Origin of the sequence: Streptomyces sp. WELS2, assembly GCF_013870595.1 — a bacterium.
Lineage (GTDB): Bacteria > Actinomycetota > Actinomycetes > Streptomycetales > Streptomycetaceae > Streptomyces.
The window spans coordinates 1-13,786 of the sequence record NZ_JACBWZ010000096.1 but is presented as its reverse complement, the minus strand read 5'-3'; the positions used below and the strand labels follow the sequence as shown (position 1 = coordinate 13,786).

The following is a 13,786-nucleotide window of genomic DNA, read 5'->3' as shown; positions in this document are numbered from 1 at the left end:
GCAGGAGACGGTGCAGGAGCTGATCCAGCTCGCGCTGCGCGGCGGGGCGGCCTGCTGCCGGGCCTGCTGCCGGGTCTGCTGGCGCCCGGACTGCTGCGGCCGGGCCGCCTCCCTACGCGATCCGCGCTGGGTGACGCGCGTACCGAACAGGTCGCTCCGGATGACCTGCACGGCCACGATCACGAACAGCCACAGTACGGCCAGGAAACCCAGCCGCATGACCGTGAGGGTCAGCTCTGACATTGCCCCCGCTTCACCCTTCGGCTTGCCTATAGATAACGGTGGTGCTGCCCACGACGATCCGCGAGCCGTCGCGGAGCGTAGCGCGGGTGGTGTGCTGCCCGTCCACCACGATGCCGTTGGTGGAGCCGAGATCCTGGATCGTCGAGGGCGTTCCGGTCCGGATCTCGCAGTGCCGGCGGGAGACGCCGGGGTCGTCGATCCGCACGTCGGCGTCGGTGCTGCGGCCCAGCACCAGCGTCGGGCGGGAGATCTGGTGGCGGGTGCCGTTGATCTCGATCCAGTAGCGGGTGCGCGCGCCGGCCATCGGCGCCGCGGCGGGTACGGCTATCCGCAGCCCGCCACCCAGCGGCCCGCCGCGGATAGCCGTACCCGCCGAAGCGGGCGCCGGGCGGCGGCGTCGCCGGCATCGGGGGCGCGCCCGCGGGCGGGGCGGCCGGCGGATAGCCGTAGCCGCCGGGGGCACTCGCCGCGGGGCGGCCGGCCGCCGGGGCGGGCGGCGCCTGTTGGTCCTGCTGGCTGCTGGAGGAGGCGAGGGTGCGCGAGCGCACCCGGTACAGGCCGGTGTCCAGGTCGTCGGCCTTCTCCAGATTGACCTTGATCGGGCCCATGAAGGTGTAGCGCTGCTGCTTGGCGTAGTCGCGCACCATGCCGGCCAGCTCGTCGCCGAGCTGTCCGGAGTAGGGGCTGAGCCGCTCGTAGTCCGGCGCGCTCAGCTCCACGATGAAGTCGTTGGGCACCACGGTCCGGTCGCGGTTCCAGATGGTGGCGTTGTTGTCACACTCCCGCTGGAGCGCTCCGGCGATCTCCACGGGCTGGACCTCGGACTTGAAGACCTTGGCGAAGGTGCCGTTCACCAGACCTTCGAGACGCTGCTCGAACTTCTTCAGGACTCCCATGGGGCACCTCCTCCGTCCCTGCCGTCGTCTTGCCTTGCTCTGTGCCGCTGCCTTGCCGGGGTACTGCTGGGTACTGCTTACTGATCGTATCTACGCGCCCGCCAATCAGCCGGTTCCCCCAGCGGCTCCCCTTCGAACTCCGGGTGCGTGTGCTGCTGCCCCTGGATCGTAGAGGCGGGCGAAGACCAGTGTCCCGCACCGGGCTGTGCGCCCGGCCCGCCTTCCGGGGAGACGGCCGGGACCGGTACGAGGTTGATACGTGAACCGTGTCTCCCTGAGACGGACGGTCACGGACGGGACGCCTGGGGCCGCGGGCACCGGCCGCCACGGGGGGCTGGCCTGCGGGGGGCCGCCGGGGGGTGCCCGGGAAGGGATGTGAATCCACCCCGGACGACGTGCTAATGTTCTCGATGTCGGAAGGGGCCAGCCCGAAAGGGAAGGAACCGGAAGACACACCCAATGCGCGGGTGGCGGAATAGGCAGACGCGCTGGATTCAGGTTCCAGTGCCCGCAAGGGCGTGGGGGTTCAACTCCCCCCTCGCGCACAGACGGAACGAGCGGCATCGTGATCACGATGCCGCTCGTTCCTTTTCCCTGCATGTGACGTCCGTCTCGGGACGCGGTGTTGACGTCGTGGATCTTCGAGCGGACGGCGCACCGCACGCGTGGGGCGTGACGAAGGTCTCAGGGGTGGGGGAGGTCTTGTTCGCCCGGTCAGGCCGACTCCGGTGGGAGCGGGCGGTGTGACGCCGGTGCCTACTCGTAGGCTGCCGTTTATGACGGAGAACCTGACCTCGACACCCCGTGACGCCTTCGAGCTGCTGATGGCAGGTAACAAGCGCTTTGTCTCGGGTGTCCCCGAACACCCGAACCAGGACGCCACCCGCCGTACCCAGACCGCACCGTCCCAGCAGCCCTTCGCCGTGCTGTTCGGCTGCTCGGACTCCCGCCTCGCCGCCGAGATCATCTTCGACCGCGGTCTGGGCGACCTGTTCGTGGTGCGTACGGCGGGGCATGTCGCCGGCGCGGAAGTCCTGGGTTCCATCGAGTACGGCGTGAGCGTGCTGGACGTCCCGCTCGTCGTCGTGCTCGGCCACGACTCCTGCGGTGCCATCGCCGCCGCCCGTGCCACGGCCGACGGCGGCGGGGTGCCCGGCGGATTCGTCCGCGACGTCGTGGAACGGGTGACCCCCAGCGTGCTGGCAGCCCGTGCCGCCGGTCGCGAGTCGGCCGACGAGATCCTCGCCGAGCACGTCGAGCACACCGTGGACCTGCTGTTGGAACGCTCCCGCGTCCTGGCCGAGCGAGTGGCCGCAGGCCGTCTCGGCGTGGTGGGACTGTCCTACCGGCTGGCCGACGGCAGCGCGCAACTGGTCGCCTCCCGCGGCCTCGACGTGGAGGCCCCCGCGGTGTCCTGAACGCCCCGACCACACGGAGCCCCCGGCCGCCTCACCAGGTGGCCGGGGGCTCGCCTCTTGTCGCACGGTACGGACGAGGTGGTCGCCGACATGATGACGACGCCATCCGGCGAGCCCGGCCGGCCGGTCACAGGCGGAGTCCGCCGAGGTGGTCCAGTGCCCAGGCGAACAGGGCCGTGAGGTCCGGCTCGCCGTCGCGCTCCGCCCAGTACATGAGTGTCTCGGTGGTCACCGCGACGAGGACGGCCGCGGTCAGCCGGACCTCGTAGGCGTTCGCGTCCCTGCCCGTGCGCCGGGCGAGCAGCGCCGCCGTGTCCGCCACCTGTGCTTCCTGGTGCTGCCACAGGCGTGCGCGCAGCGGCTGCACCCGCGCGGCCAGCCGGAGCCGCGTCAGCGTGGTGTCCGGGTCCGGGCCGACGCGCCGGGCCAGCAGGTCGTGGAGCGTCGCCCGCACCGCGTCGTCCGCCGGCGGCTTCGCAGGATCGGTCGCGCGGTCCGGCTCAGGTCCGTCGGGGAACGGGCCGGGGTCGTCCACGAGGACCACGTCTTCCTTGGTCGGGAAGTAACGGAAGAACGTGCTCGGCGAGACGTCGGCCGCGTCACAGATCTGTTCGACGGTGGTGTGGTCGTATCCCTGCGCCATGAAGAGACGGAGGGCCTCCTGCCGGAGAAGGCGGCGGGTCTTGGCCTTCTTCCGCTCCCGCAGGCCGGGTCGGGTCGTCATGGGCTGTACCTTCCTGACGCATGCGGCCGCCGCCCATTCTCCCACCGGCGCCGCGGAGCGATCGGGGCCGCGGGCCGGTTACGGGCTGCTCAGGGGCCGGTCAGGGCGAGGGGGGGGAACGCCTTGCCGGGAGGACGGGGGCGCCCGGCGCCGGGCCGGAGGGGGCCGCGATCGTCTTCTCCCGCGCCCCACGGTGTTGTCCTGGTGTACGGGCGCTGCCCCGCCGCCCGCCGGGGGCTGATGGGTTTCGGCCACCGGTTGTACCGTCTCCCCGAGTCGATGTTCGTACCGACGTCTGTTCGAAGGCGTGCGGGCAGTGCGGGGGAGGCGGTCGGGATGGCCGGAAGCGGTGAGCGGGTGGCGGACACGGCGGAGCGGGGCGTGCGCCGGCTGCCCCGGGTACGGGGGTTCGCCCCCTGGCCGCCGCAGGGGGAGCCGGGCGAGGCGGAGGGGCCGGGTGCGCACGGTTCGCCGAAAAAGGAGGGCAAGGCCTTGCGGCGGAGTGTGCCGCGGTCCGCTCACGGCACGCTCGACGCGGACGCCGGCCGCCCCGACGCGGTGACCGCGGTCCGGGAGTCCAACGCCGGCCGCATCCCGGAGCTGATCCCGCTGCGCGTGGGCCGGATGGCGGCCGGGCCGTTCGCCTTCCTGCGCGGCTCGGCCGGGCTCATGGCGTACGACCTGGCCCGCACCCCCGTGACCGGGATCGCCACCCAGATATGCGGCGACGCGCACGCGGGCAACTTCGGCCTGTACGGCGACGCCCGCGGCGACCTCGTCATCGACCTCAACGACTTCGACGAGACAGCGCACGGCCCCTGGGAGTGGGACCTGAAGCGGCTCGCGGCCTCCCTGGTGCTGGCGGGGCGGGAGACGGGCGCCGACGAGGACACCTGCCGTGCGGCGGCCCGCGACGCGGCCGGCGCCTACCGCCGCACCATGCGGCTGCTCGCCAGGCTTCCCGCGCTCGACGCGTGGAACGCCATCGCGGACGAGGAACTGGTCTCCCACACCGACGCCCACGACCTGCTCGGCACCCTCCGGCGGGTCTCGGAGAAGGCCCGGTCCAACACCAGCGGCCGGTTCGCGGCGAAGTCCACGGAGCCCGTCGAGGGCGGCGGACGCCGGTTCGTGCCCGCCCCGCCGGTGCTGCGTGACATCCCGGACACCGAGGCCGCGGCGGTCGCCCTGGCCCTGGAGGAGTACGTCGGCACGATCGGCGAGGACCGCCGTCCGCTGCTCGCCCGGCACGCCGTGCACGACGTGGCCTTCCGGGTGGTCGGCACCGGCAGCGTCGGCACCCGGTCCTACGTCGTCCTGCTGCTCGACCACCGCGGGGAGCCGCTGATCCTCCAGGTGAAGGAGGCCCGCCCCTCCACGCTCGTCCCACACCTGGCCACGGCAGGTTTCCCGGTGCGGCCGGTGGCGCACGAGGGCCGCCGGGTGGTCCTCGGCCAGCAGCGGATGCAGGTGGTCAGCGACATCCTGCTGGGCTGGACCACCGTCGAGGGGCGCCCGTACCAGGTGCGGCAGTTCCGCAACCGCAAGGGCAGCGTCGACCCGGCCGCCCTCCCCGCCGACCAGCTCGACGACTACGGCCGGATGACCGGCGCGCTGCTGGCCCGCGCCCACTCCCACAGCGTCGACCCGTGGCTGATCTCCGGCTACTGCGGCAAGAACGAGGAACTCGACGAGGCCGTCGCCGAGTTCGCCGTCGCCTACGCCGACCGCACCGAAGCCGACCACGCCCACCTCCTGACCGCCATCCGAACGGGCCGCATCGCGGCGGAGACGGGGATTTGAGCCCGTACGGGACGAGTGCCAGGGCGGGGCGGTGCCCTTCGGGCACGAGGACCGGCCCGGCCCCGAGGCCGGCCCCAAGCCTGGCAGGCCCATCCAGCCCCCGGCCAGGCCCGGCGCGGCGCCCGGCAGCGATACGCTGAACGCGTGACCACCCCCGAAGCCGGCCAGGCCCAGGCGCCGCGCCCCGAGGAGCGGCTGGAGCAGGCCGTCCGGGCCGCCGAGCAGGCGCTGATCGAGTACGAGATCGCCGTGGAGACGTTCCGCGTCGAGGTGGAGAACTTCTCCCGCCTGCACGACCAGCGGCTCGGCCCGCTGTACGCCCGGATCGAGGAACTGGACGCGCAGATCGCCGAGGCGCGGGCCGCCCGCACCGGCGACCCCGAGGACGTCCGCCGTGCCGCCGAGGCCCGCGCCCGGGTGATGCCGCTGCCGGACGTGGAGGAGCTGCTGCACGGCTGGATGGACGGCGACGGCCTGTTCCCGGAGGCCACCGCCATGCTCACCGGCCAGGCGGTACGGCCCCCGCAGCGCGTGCGCCCCAGCGAGCAGGCCCGCAAGCTCTACCGCGACCTCGCCCGCAAGGCCCACCCCGACCTGGCCCAGGAGGAAGCGGAGCGCAAGCGGCGCGAGGAGTTCCTCAGCCGGGTCAACGCCGCCTACGCCCGTGGTGACGAGACCCTGCTCACGGAGCTGGCCGCCGAGTGGGCCGCCGGTCCGGTGCCGCCCGAACGCCGGCCGAGCCCCGCCGAGGAGCTGTACGCCCGCCTCGAATGGCTCGCCCAGCGCAAGGAACTGATCACCCTGGTCGCCCGCGAGCTGGAGGAAGGCGCGATCGCCGGGCTGCTCCGGCTCGCCCCGGACGATCCGGACGGGCTGCTGGACGAGATCGCCGGCCGGCTGCGCGCCGACATCGCCCAGCGGGAGGCCGAACTGGCCGGACTGCTGGGACAGGACGGGGCCGAGCCGGGGTTCGGGTAGCGTCGGAGCCATGAATTTCGGAGCTGGTGTGCCCACGGTCCAGGTGACGGACGTGAAGGACGGTGCCTTTCTGCTGGATGTCCGCGAGGACGAAGAGTGGCAGGCGGGCCACGCCGAGGGGGCGCTGCACATCCCTCTCAGCGATTTCGTGGCCCGCTACGGCGAGCTGACCGAGGCCGCCCCGCAGGACGGCCGCGTCCACGTCATCTGCCGCTCGGGCGGCCGCTCGGCCCAGGTCACCATGTACCTGGTCCAGCAGGGCGTCGACGCGGTGAACGTCGACGGCGGCATGCAGGACTGGCAGCGGGCCGGCCGCCCGGTCGTCACCGACGACGGCACCCCCGGCTTCGTCGCCTAGCCGTCCGGCGGGTTCCGCCGTCCTCTGGCGGGACCTTTCGGTGAGCCGAGCGGATGGGCGGCCGGGGCGGCCGGCAGGTCCCCGAGCCGCTCCTCGTACGCCGCCGCGGGGCCGGGCGCCGGTTCCAGGTGCTTGGCCCAGGCGTGGCAGCGGTGCAGCGGGGCCGGCTCGTCAGCGGTCGAAGTCCAGTTCCACCCTTTCCGTCAGCGGATGCGACTGGCAGGCCAGCACATACCCGGCTTCCGTCTCCTCCGTCTCCAGTGCGAAGTTGCGGTCCATGCGCACCTCGCCCGCGACCAGGAAGGCCCGGCACGTCCCGCACACCCCGCCCTTGCAGGCGTAGGGCGCGTCGGGCCGGTTGCGCAGCACCGTCTCCAGCAGCGACTCGCCCTCCTGTACCGGCCAGGTGCCGCCGCGACCGTCCAGCCGCGCGGTGACGGTGCTGTGCGCGGGAGCCGCCGCCGTCGCCGCGGGGGCCGAGCCCGCGTCCACGTGGAAGATCTCCTGGTGGATCCGGTCGCGTGCCACGCCCAGGTCGCGCAGGGCCCGTTCGGCGCCCTCCACCAGCCCGTACGGACCGCACAGGAACCAGCCCGCCACCTCCTCCACCGGCAGCAGCGCGGGCAGCAGCCCCGTGAGCCGTTCCCGGTCGAGCCGGCCCGACGGCAGGCCCGCCTGCTGCTCCTCCCGGGAGAGCACGGTCACCAGCTGAAGCCGCTCGGGGTAGCGGTCCTTCAGATCGGCGACCTCCTCCAGGAACATCGTCGAGGCGGCCGTCCGGTCGCTGCGTATCAGACAGAACCGGGCCCGTGGTTCGCGCGCCAGCAGCGTGGCGACGATGGACAGCACCGGGGTGATGCCGCTGCCGCCGACCACCGCCGCGTACCGCCCCGGAGCCGGGTCCAGCGTGAAGCGGCCCGCCGGGGTCATCACGTCCAGTTCGTCCCCGACGTTGATCTCCTTCAGCGCGTACGTGGAGAAGGCCCCGCCCTCCACCAGCCGAACCCCCACCCGCAGGGTGGCCGGTCCCTCGCCGGCCGGGTCGGGGGCGGGGGAGCAGATCGAGTAGGTGCGGCGGATCTCCGTGCCGTCCGCCCGGCGGCGCAGCGTGAGGTGCTGGCCCGGCGCGTGCCGGTACTGCTCGCGCAGTCCGGGCGGGACGGTGAGGGTGAGGGCGACGGAGTCGTCCGTGAGCCGGTCGACCGCGGCCACCGGGAGCGGGTGGAAGCGTGCCATCACAACTCCTTGAAGTGGTCGAACGGTTCGCGGCAGTCCAGGCACCGGCGCAGCGCCTTGCACGCGGTGGAGGAGAACCGGCTCAGCAGTTCGGTGCCGGCCGAACCGCAATGCGGGCAGCGGACCGGTTCGGTGCCGGTCTCCGGGTGCGGGGGCGCACCCGCGCTCGTGCCCGTGTCCGCGTCCGTAGCCGTATCGGTGGCTGTGGCTGTGGCTGTGGTCCGTGTGCGGGTCGGGCCCAGGGGCAGTGGCACCGGGCCGGCGGCTCGTCGGGTGCGGGGCGGTGCGATGCCGAACTCCCGGAGCTTGGCGCGGCCTTCGGGAGTGATGTCGTCGGTCGACCAGGCGGGGCTGAGCACCGTGCGGACGGTGACCTCGCGCATGCCGTGGGCGCGCAGCACCCGCTCTATGTCGACGCTCATCGCCTCGATGGCGGGGCAGCCGGTGTAGGTGGGGGTGAGATCGACCTCCACCGCGCCCGTGCCGTGGACGTGCACCCCGCGGAGTACGCCCAGCTCCCGCAGCGTGAGCACGGGCAGCTCGGGATCGGGCACCGCCCCGGCCAGCTCCAGCAGTTCCGCCTCCAGGGCGGTGCCGGTCACCATGTCGCCCCCGGGTGGCTGCGGTGCAGGTGCTGCATCTCGGCGAGCATCCGGCCGAACGGCTCGGTGTGCAGGCCCTGCCGGCCGGCCCCCGCCGACCAGGCACCGGTGCGCGGGCCCTCGGGGAGGGTGAGGGTGGCACGGGTCAGCACATCCGCGATGGACTCCAGCCACCGCTCCTCCAGTCGCGCCCAGTCGGCGGCCAGGCCCTCGACCGGCTGGAACATCTCCCCGGTGTACCGCCACAGCGCGGCGCACGCCCGGGCCATCCGCTCATGGCTGGTCTCCGTGCCGTCGCCCAGCCGGAGCGTCCACAGCTCGGCGTGGTCGCGGTGGTAGGCAACCTCCTTCACCGCCTTCGCGGCCAGCGGCGCGAACGGGCCGTCGCCCGTGGCGAGGTCGGTGTAGAGCAGCTGCTGGTACGTGGAGAAGTACAGCTGGCGGGCGATGGTGTGCGCGAAGTCGCCGTTCGGCTGCTCGACCAGCTGGAGATTGCGGAAGGCCCGTTCCTCGCGCAGGTAGGCCAGTTCGTCCTCGTCGCCGGCCAGCGACAGCAGCACCCGGGCCTGACCGAGCAGGTCCAGGGCGATGTTGGCGAGGGCGACCTCCTCCTCCAGGACGGGGGCGTGCCCCGCCCATTCCCCGAGGCGGTGGGACAGCACCAGGGCGTCGTCGCCGAGGGCGAGCGCGGCGGTCACCGGGACGGTGGCGGGGCCGGTGGCGGTCACAGGTGCTTCACCCCTTCCGGGATCTCGTAGAAGGTCGGGTGCCGGTAGGGCTTGTCGGCGGCCGGCTCGAAGAAGGGGTCCTTCTCGTCCGGCGAGGAGGCGGTTATGGCGGCGGCCGGGACGACCCAGATGGAGACTCCCTCGCCGCGCCGGGTGTACAGGTCGCGGGCGTTGCGCAGGGCGAGCTCGGCGTCGGGCGCGTGCAGGCTGCCGGCGTGGGTGTGGGACAGGCCGCGCCGCGAGCGGACGAAGACCTCCCACAGGGGCCAGTCGGTGGTGCTCATGCTCGCGTCGCTCCCGTCCCACCGGTGTCGCCGGTGTGCTTGGCCGCGTGGGCCGCGGCGGCTTCCCGTACCCACGCGCCCTCGTCGTGGGCGCGCCTGCGCTGGGTGATGCGCTGTTCGTTGCAGGGGCCGTTGCCCTTGAGGACCTCCCAGAACTCCGTCCAGTCGATCGGGCCGAAGTCGTAGTGCCCCCGCTCCTCGTTCCACCGCAGTTCCGGGTCGGGGAGGGTGAGGCCCAGGGACTCGGCCTGGGGGACGCAGATGTCCACGAAGCGCTGGCGCAGCTCGTCGTTGGAGTGGCGCTTGATCTTCCACTCCATCGACTGCGCGGAGTGCTGGGACTCGTCGTCGGGCGGGCCGAACATCATCAGCGACGGCCACCACCAGCGGTCCACCGCGTCCTGGGCCATGGCGTGCTGCTCCGGAGTGCCCTTGCTGAGGGCCAGCAGCAGTTCGTAACCCTGGCGCTGGTGGAAGGACTCCTCCTTGCAGATCCGGACCATCGCGCGGGCGTACGGGCCGTAGGAGCAGCGGCACAGGGGGACCTGGTTGGTGATCGCGGCGCCGTCCACCAGCCAGCCGATCGCTCCGACGTCGGCCCAGGTCAGGGTCGGGTAGTTGAAGATCGAGGAGTACTTCTGGCGGCCGGTGTGCAGTTTGTCCAGCAGCTCGTCACGGCTGGTGCCGAGCGTCTCGGCCGCGCTGTACAGGTACAGGCCGTGGCCGGCCTCGTCCTGGACCTTGGCCATCAGGATCGCCTTGCGGCGCAGGGAGGGCGCGCGGGTGATCCAGTTGGCCTCCGGCTGCATGCCGATGATCTCGGAATGCGCGTGCTGGGCGATCTGCCGGACCAGGGTCGCGCGGTAGGCATCCGGCATCCAGTCACGCGGTTCGATGCGCTCGTCGGCGGCCACGGCCGCGTCGAAGGCGCGCTGGTAGGCCGTCGTGTCGGCGGTGTCCGGCGCGCCGTCCGTCCCGGTACGGGCCGTGCGCTGCGCGGCTGCTGTGGCCATGCGGTCCCCCTGACCTCGGCTCTGCGATGAACACTGTCCTTGCCACCCGTCCCGACCGATCGTTCGGTCCGTGCGCAATCCATGGTGTGCCGGGCCGCCACGGGGTGTCAACCGCTGTGGAAAACTCCCCGCGCGACCTGTGGACAGCGTGCGGTGAGGCGGTGGGCGGGCTGGTCGGAGTGGGGGTGGGAGGCACCGCGAAAGGCTGGGACGGGGGGCGTGCTCCGGCGGGTGAAGGCGAGGACGCGGGGGCTGGGTGGGCAGGGGCGGTGGCGGAGGGGATGTGTGGTGGCGGCGGACAGGGGCGGTGGCGGTGCGGTGGCCGGCAGTGCCGGTCACGGTGTCGGCCGAAGCGCCGGAGCCTGTCCGCCTTGGTCCCCCGTTGCGCCCCGTGGTGTGGGCCACGGTCTCGGTTCGTACCCGGGGCTGCGCCCGGTGCCCCCGGCTGAGTACCGTTCCGTGCGGGCGCCGAGAGCGGTGCTCGTGCGGCACACGGCGCCTGTGACGAACCCGGCGCCGGCGGCTGCCCCCGCCCGGCCGACGCCGGGCGGACGAGACCGAGCGGAACGACCGGGCCGACGAGAATGAGCCGAGACGGGGGACGGGACCCAATGGACGCGTACGACGAGGACTCGCGGGAACCGCAGGCTCCCGACGGGCCGCCCGGGACGCGTCTCCCGGAACAGCCACCACGGCCGGTCCCGCCACCGGCCGCCACGTCCGAGCCCCGTACCGCGGCGCCCACGTCCGGGCCCCGTACCGCCGCGCCCACGTCCGGGCCCCGTACCGCCGCGCCCACGCCCGCGTCCGACCCCCATACCCCCGTGTCCGCGTCCGAGCCCATCGCCGGTGTCGCCGCCTCCGGGGCCGGGACGCGTACCGGCCAGAGCGCGCCCCGGCCCCGTACCGGCGTGGCCGCTCTCTCGCCCGGCTACCAGGTCGTCGCCGCCCTGGCGCTCGCCGTGGTCGCCGTGGCCGCCGGTGTGCATCTGCTGATGGTGTTCCTCAGCCTCGCGCCCTCCAACACCGTGACGAAGCAGCACGGCAAGGCGATAGAGGACTGGGTGTACCCCGAGTTCGAGCAGAACTGGAAGCTGTTCGCGCCGAACCCGCTCCAGCAGAACATCGCCGTACAGGTCCGCGCCGAGGTGCGGACGCGCGACGGCGGGCTGCTCACCACCGGGTGGACCGACCTGTCCGCCCAGGACGGCGCCGCCATCGACGGCAATCCGGCGCCGAGCCACACCCAGCAGAACGAACTGCGCCGGGCCTGGGACTTCTTCGCCGCCACCCACGGTGCCGACAACCGCGCCATCGGCCTGCGCGGCTCGCTGTCCGAGCAGTACCTGCGCCGGATCGTGGTGATGCGCCTGTACCGGAGCGATCCGGCGAGCCGGGACGGCGTGATCCGGCGTGTGCAGGTCCGTTCCAGCACCACCAATGTGCAGCCGCCGCCCTGGAGCCGTGAGCGCGTGTCCGACAAACCCGTCTACCGCCTGCTGCCCTGGTGGTCCGTGACGTCCGACGAGGCCGCGGGAGGTGTGCGGTGAACCGTCCCTCCCCGACGCTGTCGCGCGGTGTCGACCAGGTCACCGGCGCGGCCCTCGGGCCGTACCAGAGCGCCGTGATCCGGATCGGGTTCGCCGGGACCTGGCTGCTGTTCCTGCTGCGCGAGTTCCCCCACCGCCAGGAGCTGTACGGTCCCTCCGGACCGTGGGGCTGGAACCTCGCCAAGCAGCTGACCGCCGACAACCACGCCTTCACGGCGCTGCTGTGGTCCGACGGGCAGCTCTGGTTCGAGATCTGCTACGCGCTGGCCGTCCTCGCCTCCGCGGCCCTGGTGCTCGGCTGGCGCACCCGGACCGCATCCCTGCTGTTCATGGTGGGCGTGCTGTCGCTGCAGAACCGCAGTGTCTTCGTCGGCGACGGCGGTGACAACGTCCTGCACCTGATGTCGATCTACCTGGTGTTCACGCGCTGCGGACAGGTGTGGTCCCTCGACGCCCGCCGCACGGCCCGCGCGGCGGCGGCACGCGCGCGTGGCGAGCGGGTGCCCGCCGATCTGGTGGGACCGGTGCTGTGGGCGGTGCTCGGCCTGGCGCTCGCCACGGTGACGGTGACCGGGCGGTTCGACAACGGCTGGCTGATCCCGGCGCTGCTGTGGACGGCCTGGGCGGGACTCGGCCTGTGGGGGGCCGTCGAGCGCCGGGCGGCCTGGCGGGAGCCCCGGATGCTGCTGGACGTCGTCGCCAACGTCCTGCACAACGGCGCCCTGGGCGTGATCATGGCCGAGGCGTGCCTGATCTACGCCACGGCCGGCTGGTACAAGGTCCAGGGCTCGCGCTGGCAGGACGGCACCGCCGTCTACTACCCCCTCCACCTGGACTACTTCTCGCCCTGGCCCGGGCTGGCGGACCTGATGTCCTCCAGCGGCACGATCATGATGGTCGTGGCCTACGGGACGGTCGTGGTGCAGGTCGCCTTTCCGTTCACCCTGTTCAACCGGCGGGTCAAGAACGTCCTGCTGGTGGTGATGATGGCCGAGCACGCGGTGATCGCGGTCGTCCTCGGGCTGCCGTTCTTCTCGCTGGCGATGATCGCCGCCGACGCGGTGTTCCTGCCGACGTCCTTCCTGCGCCGGCTCGGCGACCTGGCGGCACGCGCGCGGGGGCGGCTGACCGGGAGCACCCGCCGCGCGGTCCCGGCGCAGCGGCCCACGGAGCAGAGCACGGCCGACCACGTAGGGTTCACCGCATGACCGACCCGCTGAGCCGCTGGCGCGCGCACGCCGGGGGCGCCGTCCTGCTCGACGGTTTCCACGCCCTCAAGCACGCGCTGCGCTTCGGCGCCGAGGTGCCGGTCGCGGTCACCACCGACCGGGGAGCCGCGCTGGCCCTCGCCGAGGAGCTGGCCGGGGACGTCCGCGACGCCTTGGAGGCCCTGCTGACGGAGGTGTCCGGGCCGGAGTACGCCGCCCTCGTCCCGCGCCCGCATCCGACCGGTGTGGCCGCCCTCGCCGTACGGCCCTCCCACGCGGCGAATCTGCGCGCGCTGGCCCGCACGCCCCGCACCGCCCCCGTCGTGGTCCTGGACAACCCGCGCAACCTGGGCAACGCGGGCGCCGTGATCCGGCTCGCCGCCGGGTTCGGGGCGACCGGCGTGGTCACCACGGGCACGCTCGACCCCTGGCACCCCACCGTGGTCCGCGGCGGCGCGGGCCTGCACTTCGCGACCGCCGTGGAACGGCTGGACCCCGACGACCTGCCCGCCGGGCCGCTGTTCGCGCTCGACCCGGAGGGCGAGGACATCCGTGGCATGCGGCTGCCGGACGACGCCGTCCTGGCCTTCGGCTCGGAGCGCACCGGCCTGTCGGACCGGGTGCGCGCCCGCGCCGACCACCTGCTGCGCCTGCCGATGCGCCCCCAGGTCTCCAGCTACAACCTCGCCACCAGCGTGGCGATGACGCTGTACCACTGGAGCGCGACCGGGGGCGCGCCACCGGC

The 13,786-nt window shown here is 73.2% G+C and carries 13 protein-coding genes, 1 tRNA gene and 3 pseudogenes; 8 read left to right on the top strand and 9 right to left on the bottom strand.

The features are described from left to right. Together H5J33_RS37305 and H5J33_RS09030 are read right to left on the bottom strand one after the other, a co-directional pair. Positions 1-243: pseudogene (locus H5J33_RS37305) on the bottom strand (hypothetical protein); the annotation flags it as partial. A 10-nt stretch (positions 244-253) separates the two neighbouring features. Beyond that, positions 254-1,139, bottom strand: a pseudogene (locus tag H5J33_RS09030) (FhaA domain-containing protein). A gap of 461 nt (positions 1,140-1,600) precedes the next feature. Between H5J33_RS09030 and H5J33_RS09025 the strand changes: the two are divergent. Both H5J33_RS09025 and H5J33_RS09020 read left to right on the top strand, forming a co-directional pair. Next, positions 1,601-1,684, top strand: a tRNA-Leu gene (locus H5J33_RS09025). A 231-nt stretch (positions 1,685-1,915) separates the two neighbouring features. Next, the gene (locus tag H5J33_RS09020; RefSeq protein WP_181794361.1) at positions 1,916-2,557 is read left to right on the top strand and encodes a carbonic anhydrase; all 642 of its coding nucleotides are present in this window, start codon (positions 1,916-1,918) and stop codon (positions 2,555-2,557) included. Between the two features lie 127 nt (positions 2,558-2,684). Here the strand turns inward: H5J33_RS09020 and H5J33_RS09015 are convergent, their stop codons facing one another. Beyond that, positions 2,685-3,281, bottom strand: a complete 597-nt coding sequence (locus H5J33_RS09015; RefSeq protein WP_181794360.1) for a TetR family transcriptional regulator — start codon at positions 3,279-3,281, stop codon at positions 2,685-2,687. A gap of 336 nt (positions 3,282-3,617) precedes the next feature. Here H5J33_RS09015 and H5J33_RS09010 point away from each other — a divergent pair, with 336 nt between their 5' ends. From H5J33_RS09010 to H5J33_RS09000, 3 genes are all read left to right on the top strand, one after another. Beyond that, positions 3,618-5,084: a DUF2252 domain-containing protein gene (locus H5J33_RS09010; protein ID WP_181794359.1), complete on the top strand. Its 1,467-nt coding sequence runs from the start codon at positions 3,618-3,620 to the stop codon at positions 5,082-5,084. Positions 5,085-5,228: 144 nt separating this feature from the next. Next, complete coding sequence (locus H5J33_RS09005) at positions 5,229-6,062, top strand: hypothetical protein (protein ID WP_181794358.1); 834 nt, start codon at positions 5,229-5,231, stop codon at positions 6,060-6,062. A gap of 28 nt (positions 6,063-6,090) precedes the next feature. After that, positions 6,091-6,420, top strand: coding sequence for a rhodanese-like domain-containing protein (locus H5J33_RS09000; RefSeq protein ID WP_181794362.1), 330 nt, complete (start codon positions 6,091-6,093; stop codon positions 6,418-6,420). Here H5J33_RS09000 and H5J33_RS38645 read toward each other — a convergent pair. The 6 genes and pseudogenes from H5J33_RS38645 to paaA form a co-directional block, all read right to left on the bottom strand. Then, positions 6,417-6,596: pseudogene (locus H5J33_RS38645) on the bottom strand (hypothetical protein); the annotation flags it as partial. The gene H5J33_RS09000 and the pseudogene H5J33_RS38645 overlap by 4 nt on opposite strands. Continuing rightward, positions 6,592-7,656 (bottom strand): 2Fe-2S iron-sulfur cluster-binding protein, encoded by a 1,065-nt coding sequence (locus H5J33_RS08995; protein WP_181794357.1) that lies wholly within the window; start codon positions 7,654-7,656, stop codon positions 6,592-6,594. The gene H5J33_RS08995 and the pseudogene H5J33_RS38645, both read right to left, overlap by 5 nt. Continuing rightward, complete coding sequence (gene paaD / locus H5J33_RS08990) at positions 7,656-8,261, bottom strand: 1,2-phenylacetyl-CoA epoxidase subunit PaaD (protein ID WP_181794356.1); 606 nt, start codon at positions 8,259-8,261, stop codon at positions 7,656-7,658. The genes H5J33_RS08995 and paaD overlap by 1 nt, the downstream gene beginning before the upstream one ends. Beyond that, entirely contained in the window at positions 8,255-8,986 is a 732-nt protein-coding gene (gene paaC, locus H5J33_RS08985; RefSeq protein ID WP_181794355.1) for a 1,2-phenylacetyl-CoA epoxidase subunit PaaC, read from the bottom strand. Before paaC ends, paaD begins: the two co-directional genes overlap by 7 nt. After that, the gene (gene paaB, locus H5J33_RS08980; protein WP_014673816.1) at positions 8,983-9,270 is read right to left on the bottom strand and encodes a 1,2-phenylacetyl-CoA epoxidase subunit PaaB; all 288 of its coding nucleotides are present in this window, start codon (positions 9,268-9,270) and stop codon (positions 8,983-8,985) included. Before paaB ends, paaC begins: the two co-directional genes overlap by 4 nt. Further along, a complete protein-coding gene (paaA, locus tag H5J33_RS08975; RefSeq protein ID WP_181794354.1) occupies positions 9,267-10,283 on the bottom strand; it encodes a 1,2-phenylacetyl-CoA epoxidase subunit PaaA in 1,017 nt (338 codons plus the stop codon). The genes paaB and paaA overlap by 4 nt, the downstream gene beginning before the upstream one ends. A gap of 824 nt (positions 10,284-11,107) precedes the next feature. On the opposite strand from paaA, the gene H5J33_RS08970 reads away from it, so the two are divergent. From H5J33_RS08970 to H5J33_RS08960, 3 genes are all read left to right on the top strand, one after another. Then, a complete protein-coding gene (locus H5J33_RS08970; protein ID WP_399552794.1) occupies positions 11,108-11,833 on the top strand; it encodes a DUF5819 family protein in 726 nt (241 codons plus the stop codon). Further along, positions 11,830-13,041 carry an HTTM domain-containing protein gene (locus H5J33_RS08965; RefSeq protein WP_181794352.1) on the top strand — a complete coding sequence of 404 codons (1,212 nt, stop codon included), beginning with the start codon at positions 11,830-11,832 and terminating at the stop codon, positions 13,039-13,041. Before H5J33_RS08970 ends, H5J33_RS08965 begins: the two co-directional genes overlap by 4 nt. Next, the coding region (locus H5J33_RS08960) for an RNA methyltransferase (protein ID WP_181794351.1) at positions 13,038-13,786 on the top strand (749 nt) is incomplete at its 3' end. The genes H5J33_RS08965 and H5J33_RS08960, both read left to right, overlap by 4 nt.

Excerpts from the sequence above, each read along its gene's own strand:
- H5J33_RS09020 (WP_181794361.1), top strand. The coding sequence starts at position 1,916 with ATGACGGAGAACCTGACCTCGACACCCCGTGACGCCTTCGAGCTGCTG.
- H5J33_RS09015 (WP_181794360.1), bottom strand. The coding sequence starts at position 3,281 with ATGACGACCCGACCCGGCCTGCGGGAGCGGAAGAAGGCCAAGACCCGC.
- H5J33_RS09010 (WP_181794359.1), top strand. The coding sequence starts at position 3,618 with ATGGCCGGAAGCGGTGAGCGGGTGGCGGACACGGCGGAGCGGGGCGTG.
- H5J33_RS08995 (WP_181794357.1), bottom strand. The coding sequence starts at position 7,656 with ATGGCACGCTTCCACCCGCTCCCGGTGGCCGCGGTCGACCGGCTCACG.
- paaD (WP_181794356.1), bottom strand. The coding sequence starts at position 8,261 with ATGGTGACCGGCACCGCCCTGGAGGCGGAACTGCTGGAGCTGGCCGGG.
- paaB (WP_014673816.1), bottom strand. The coding sequence starts at position 9,270 with ATGAGCACCACCGACTGGCCCCTGTGGGAGGTCTTCGTCCGCTCGCGG.
- paaA (WP_181794354.1), bottom strand. The coding sequence starts at position 10,283 with ATGGCCACAGCAGCCGCGCAGCGCACGGCCCGTACCGGGACGGACGGC.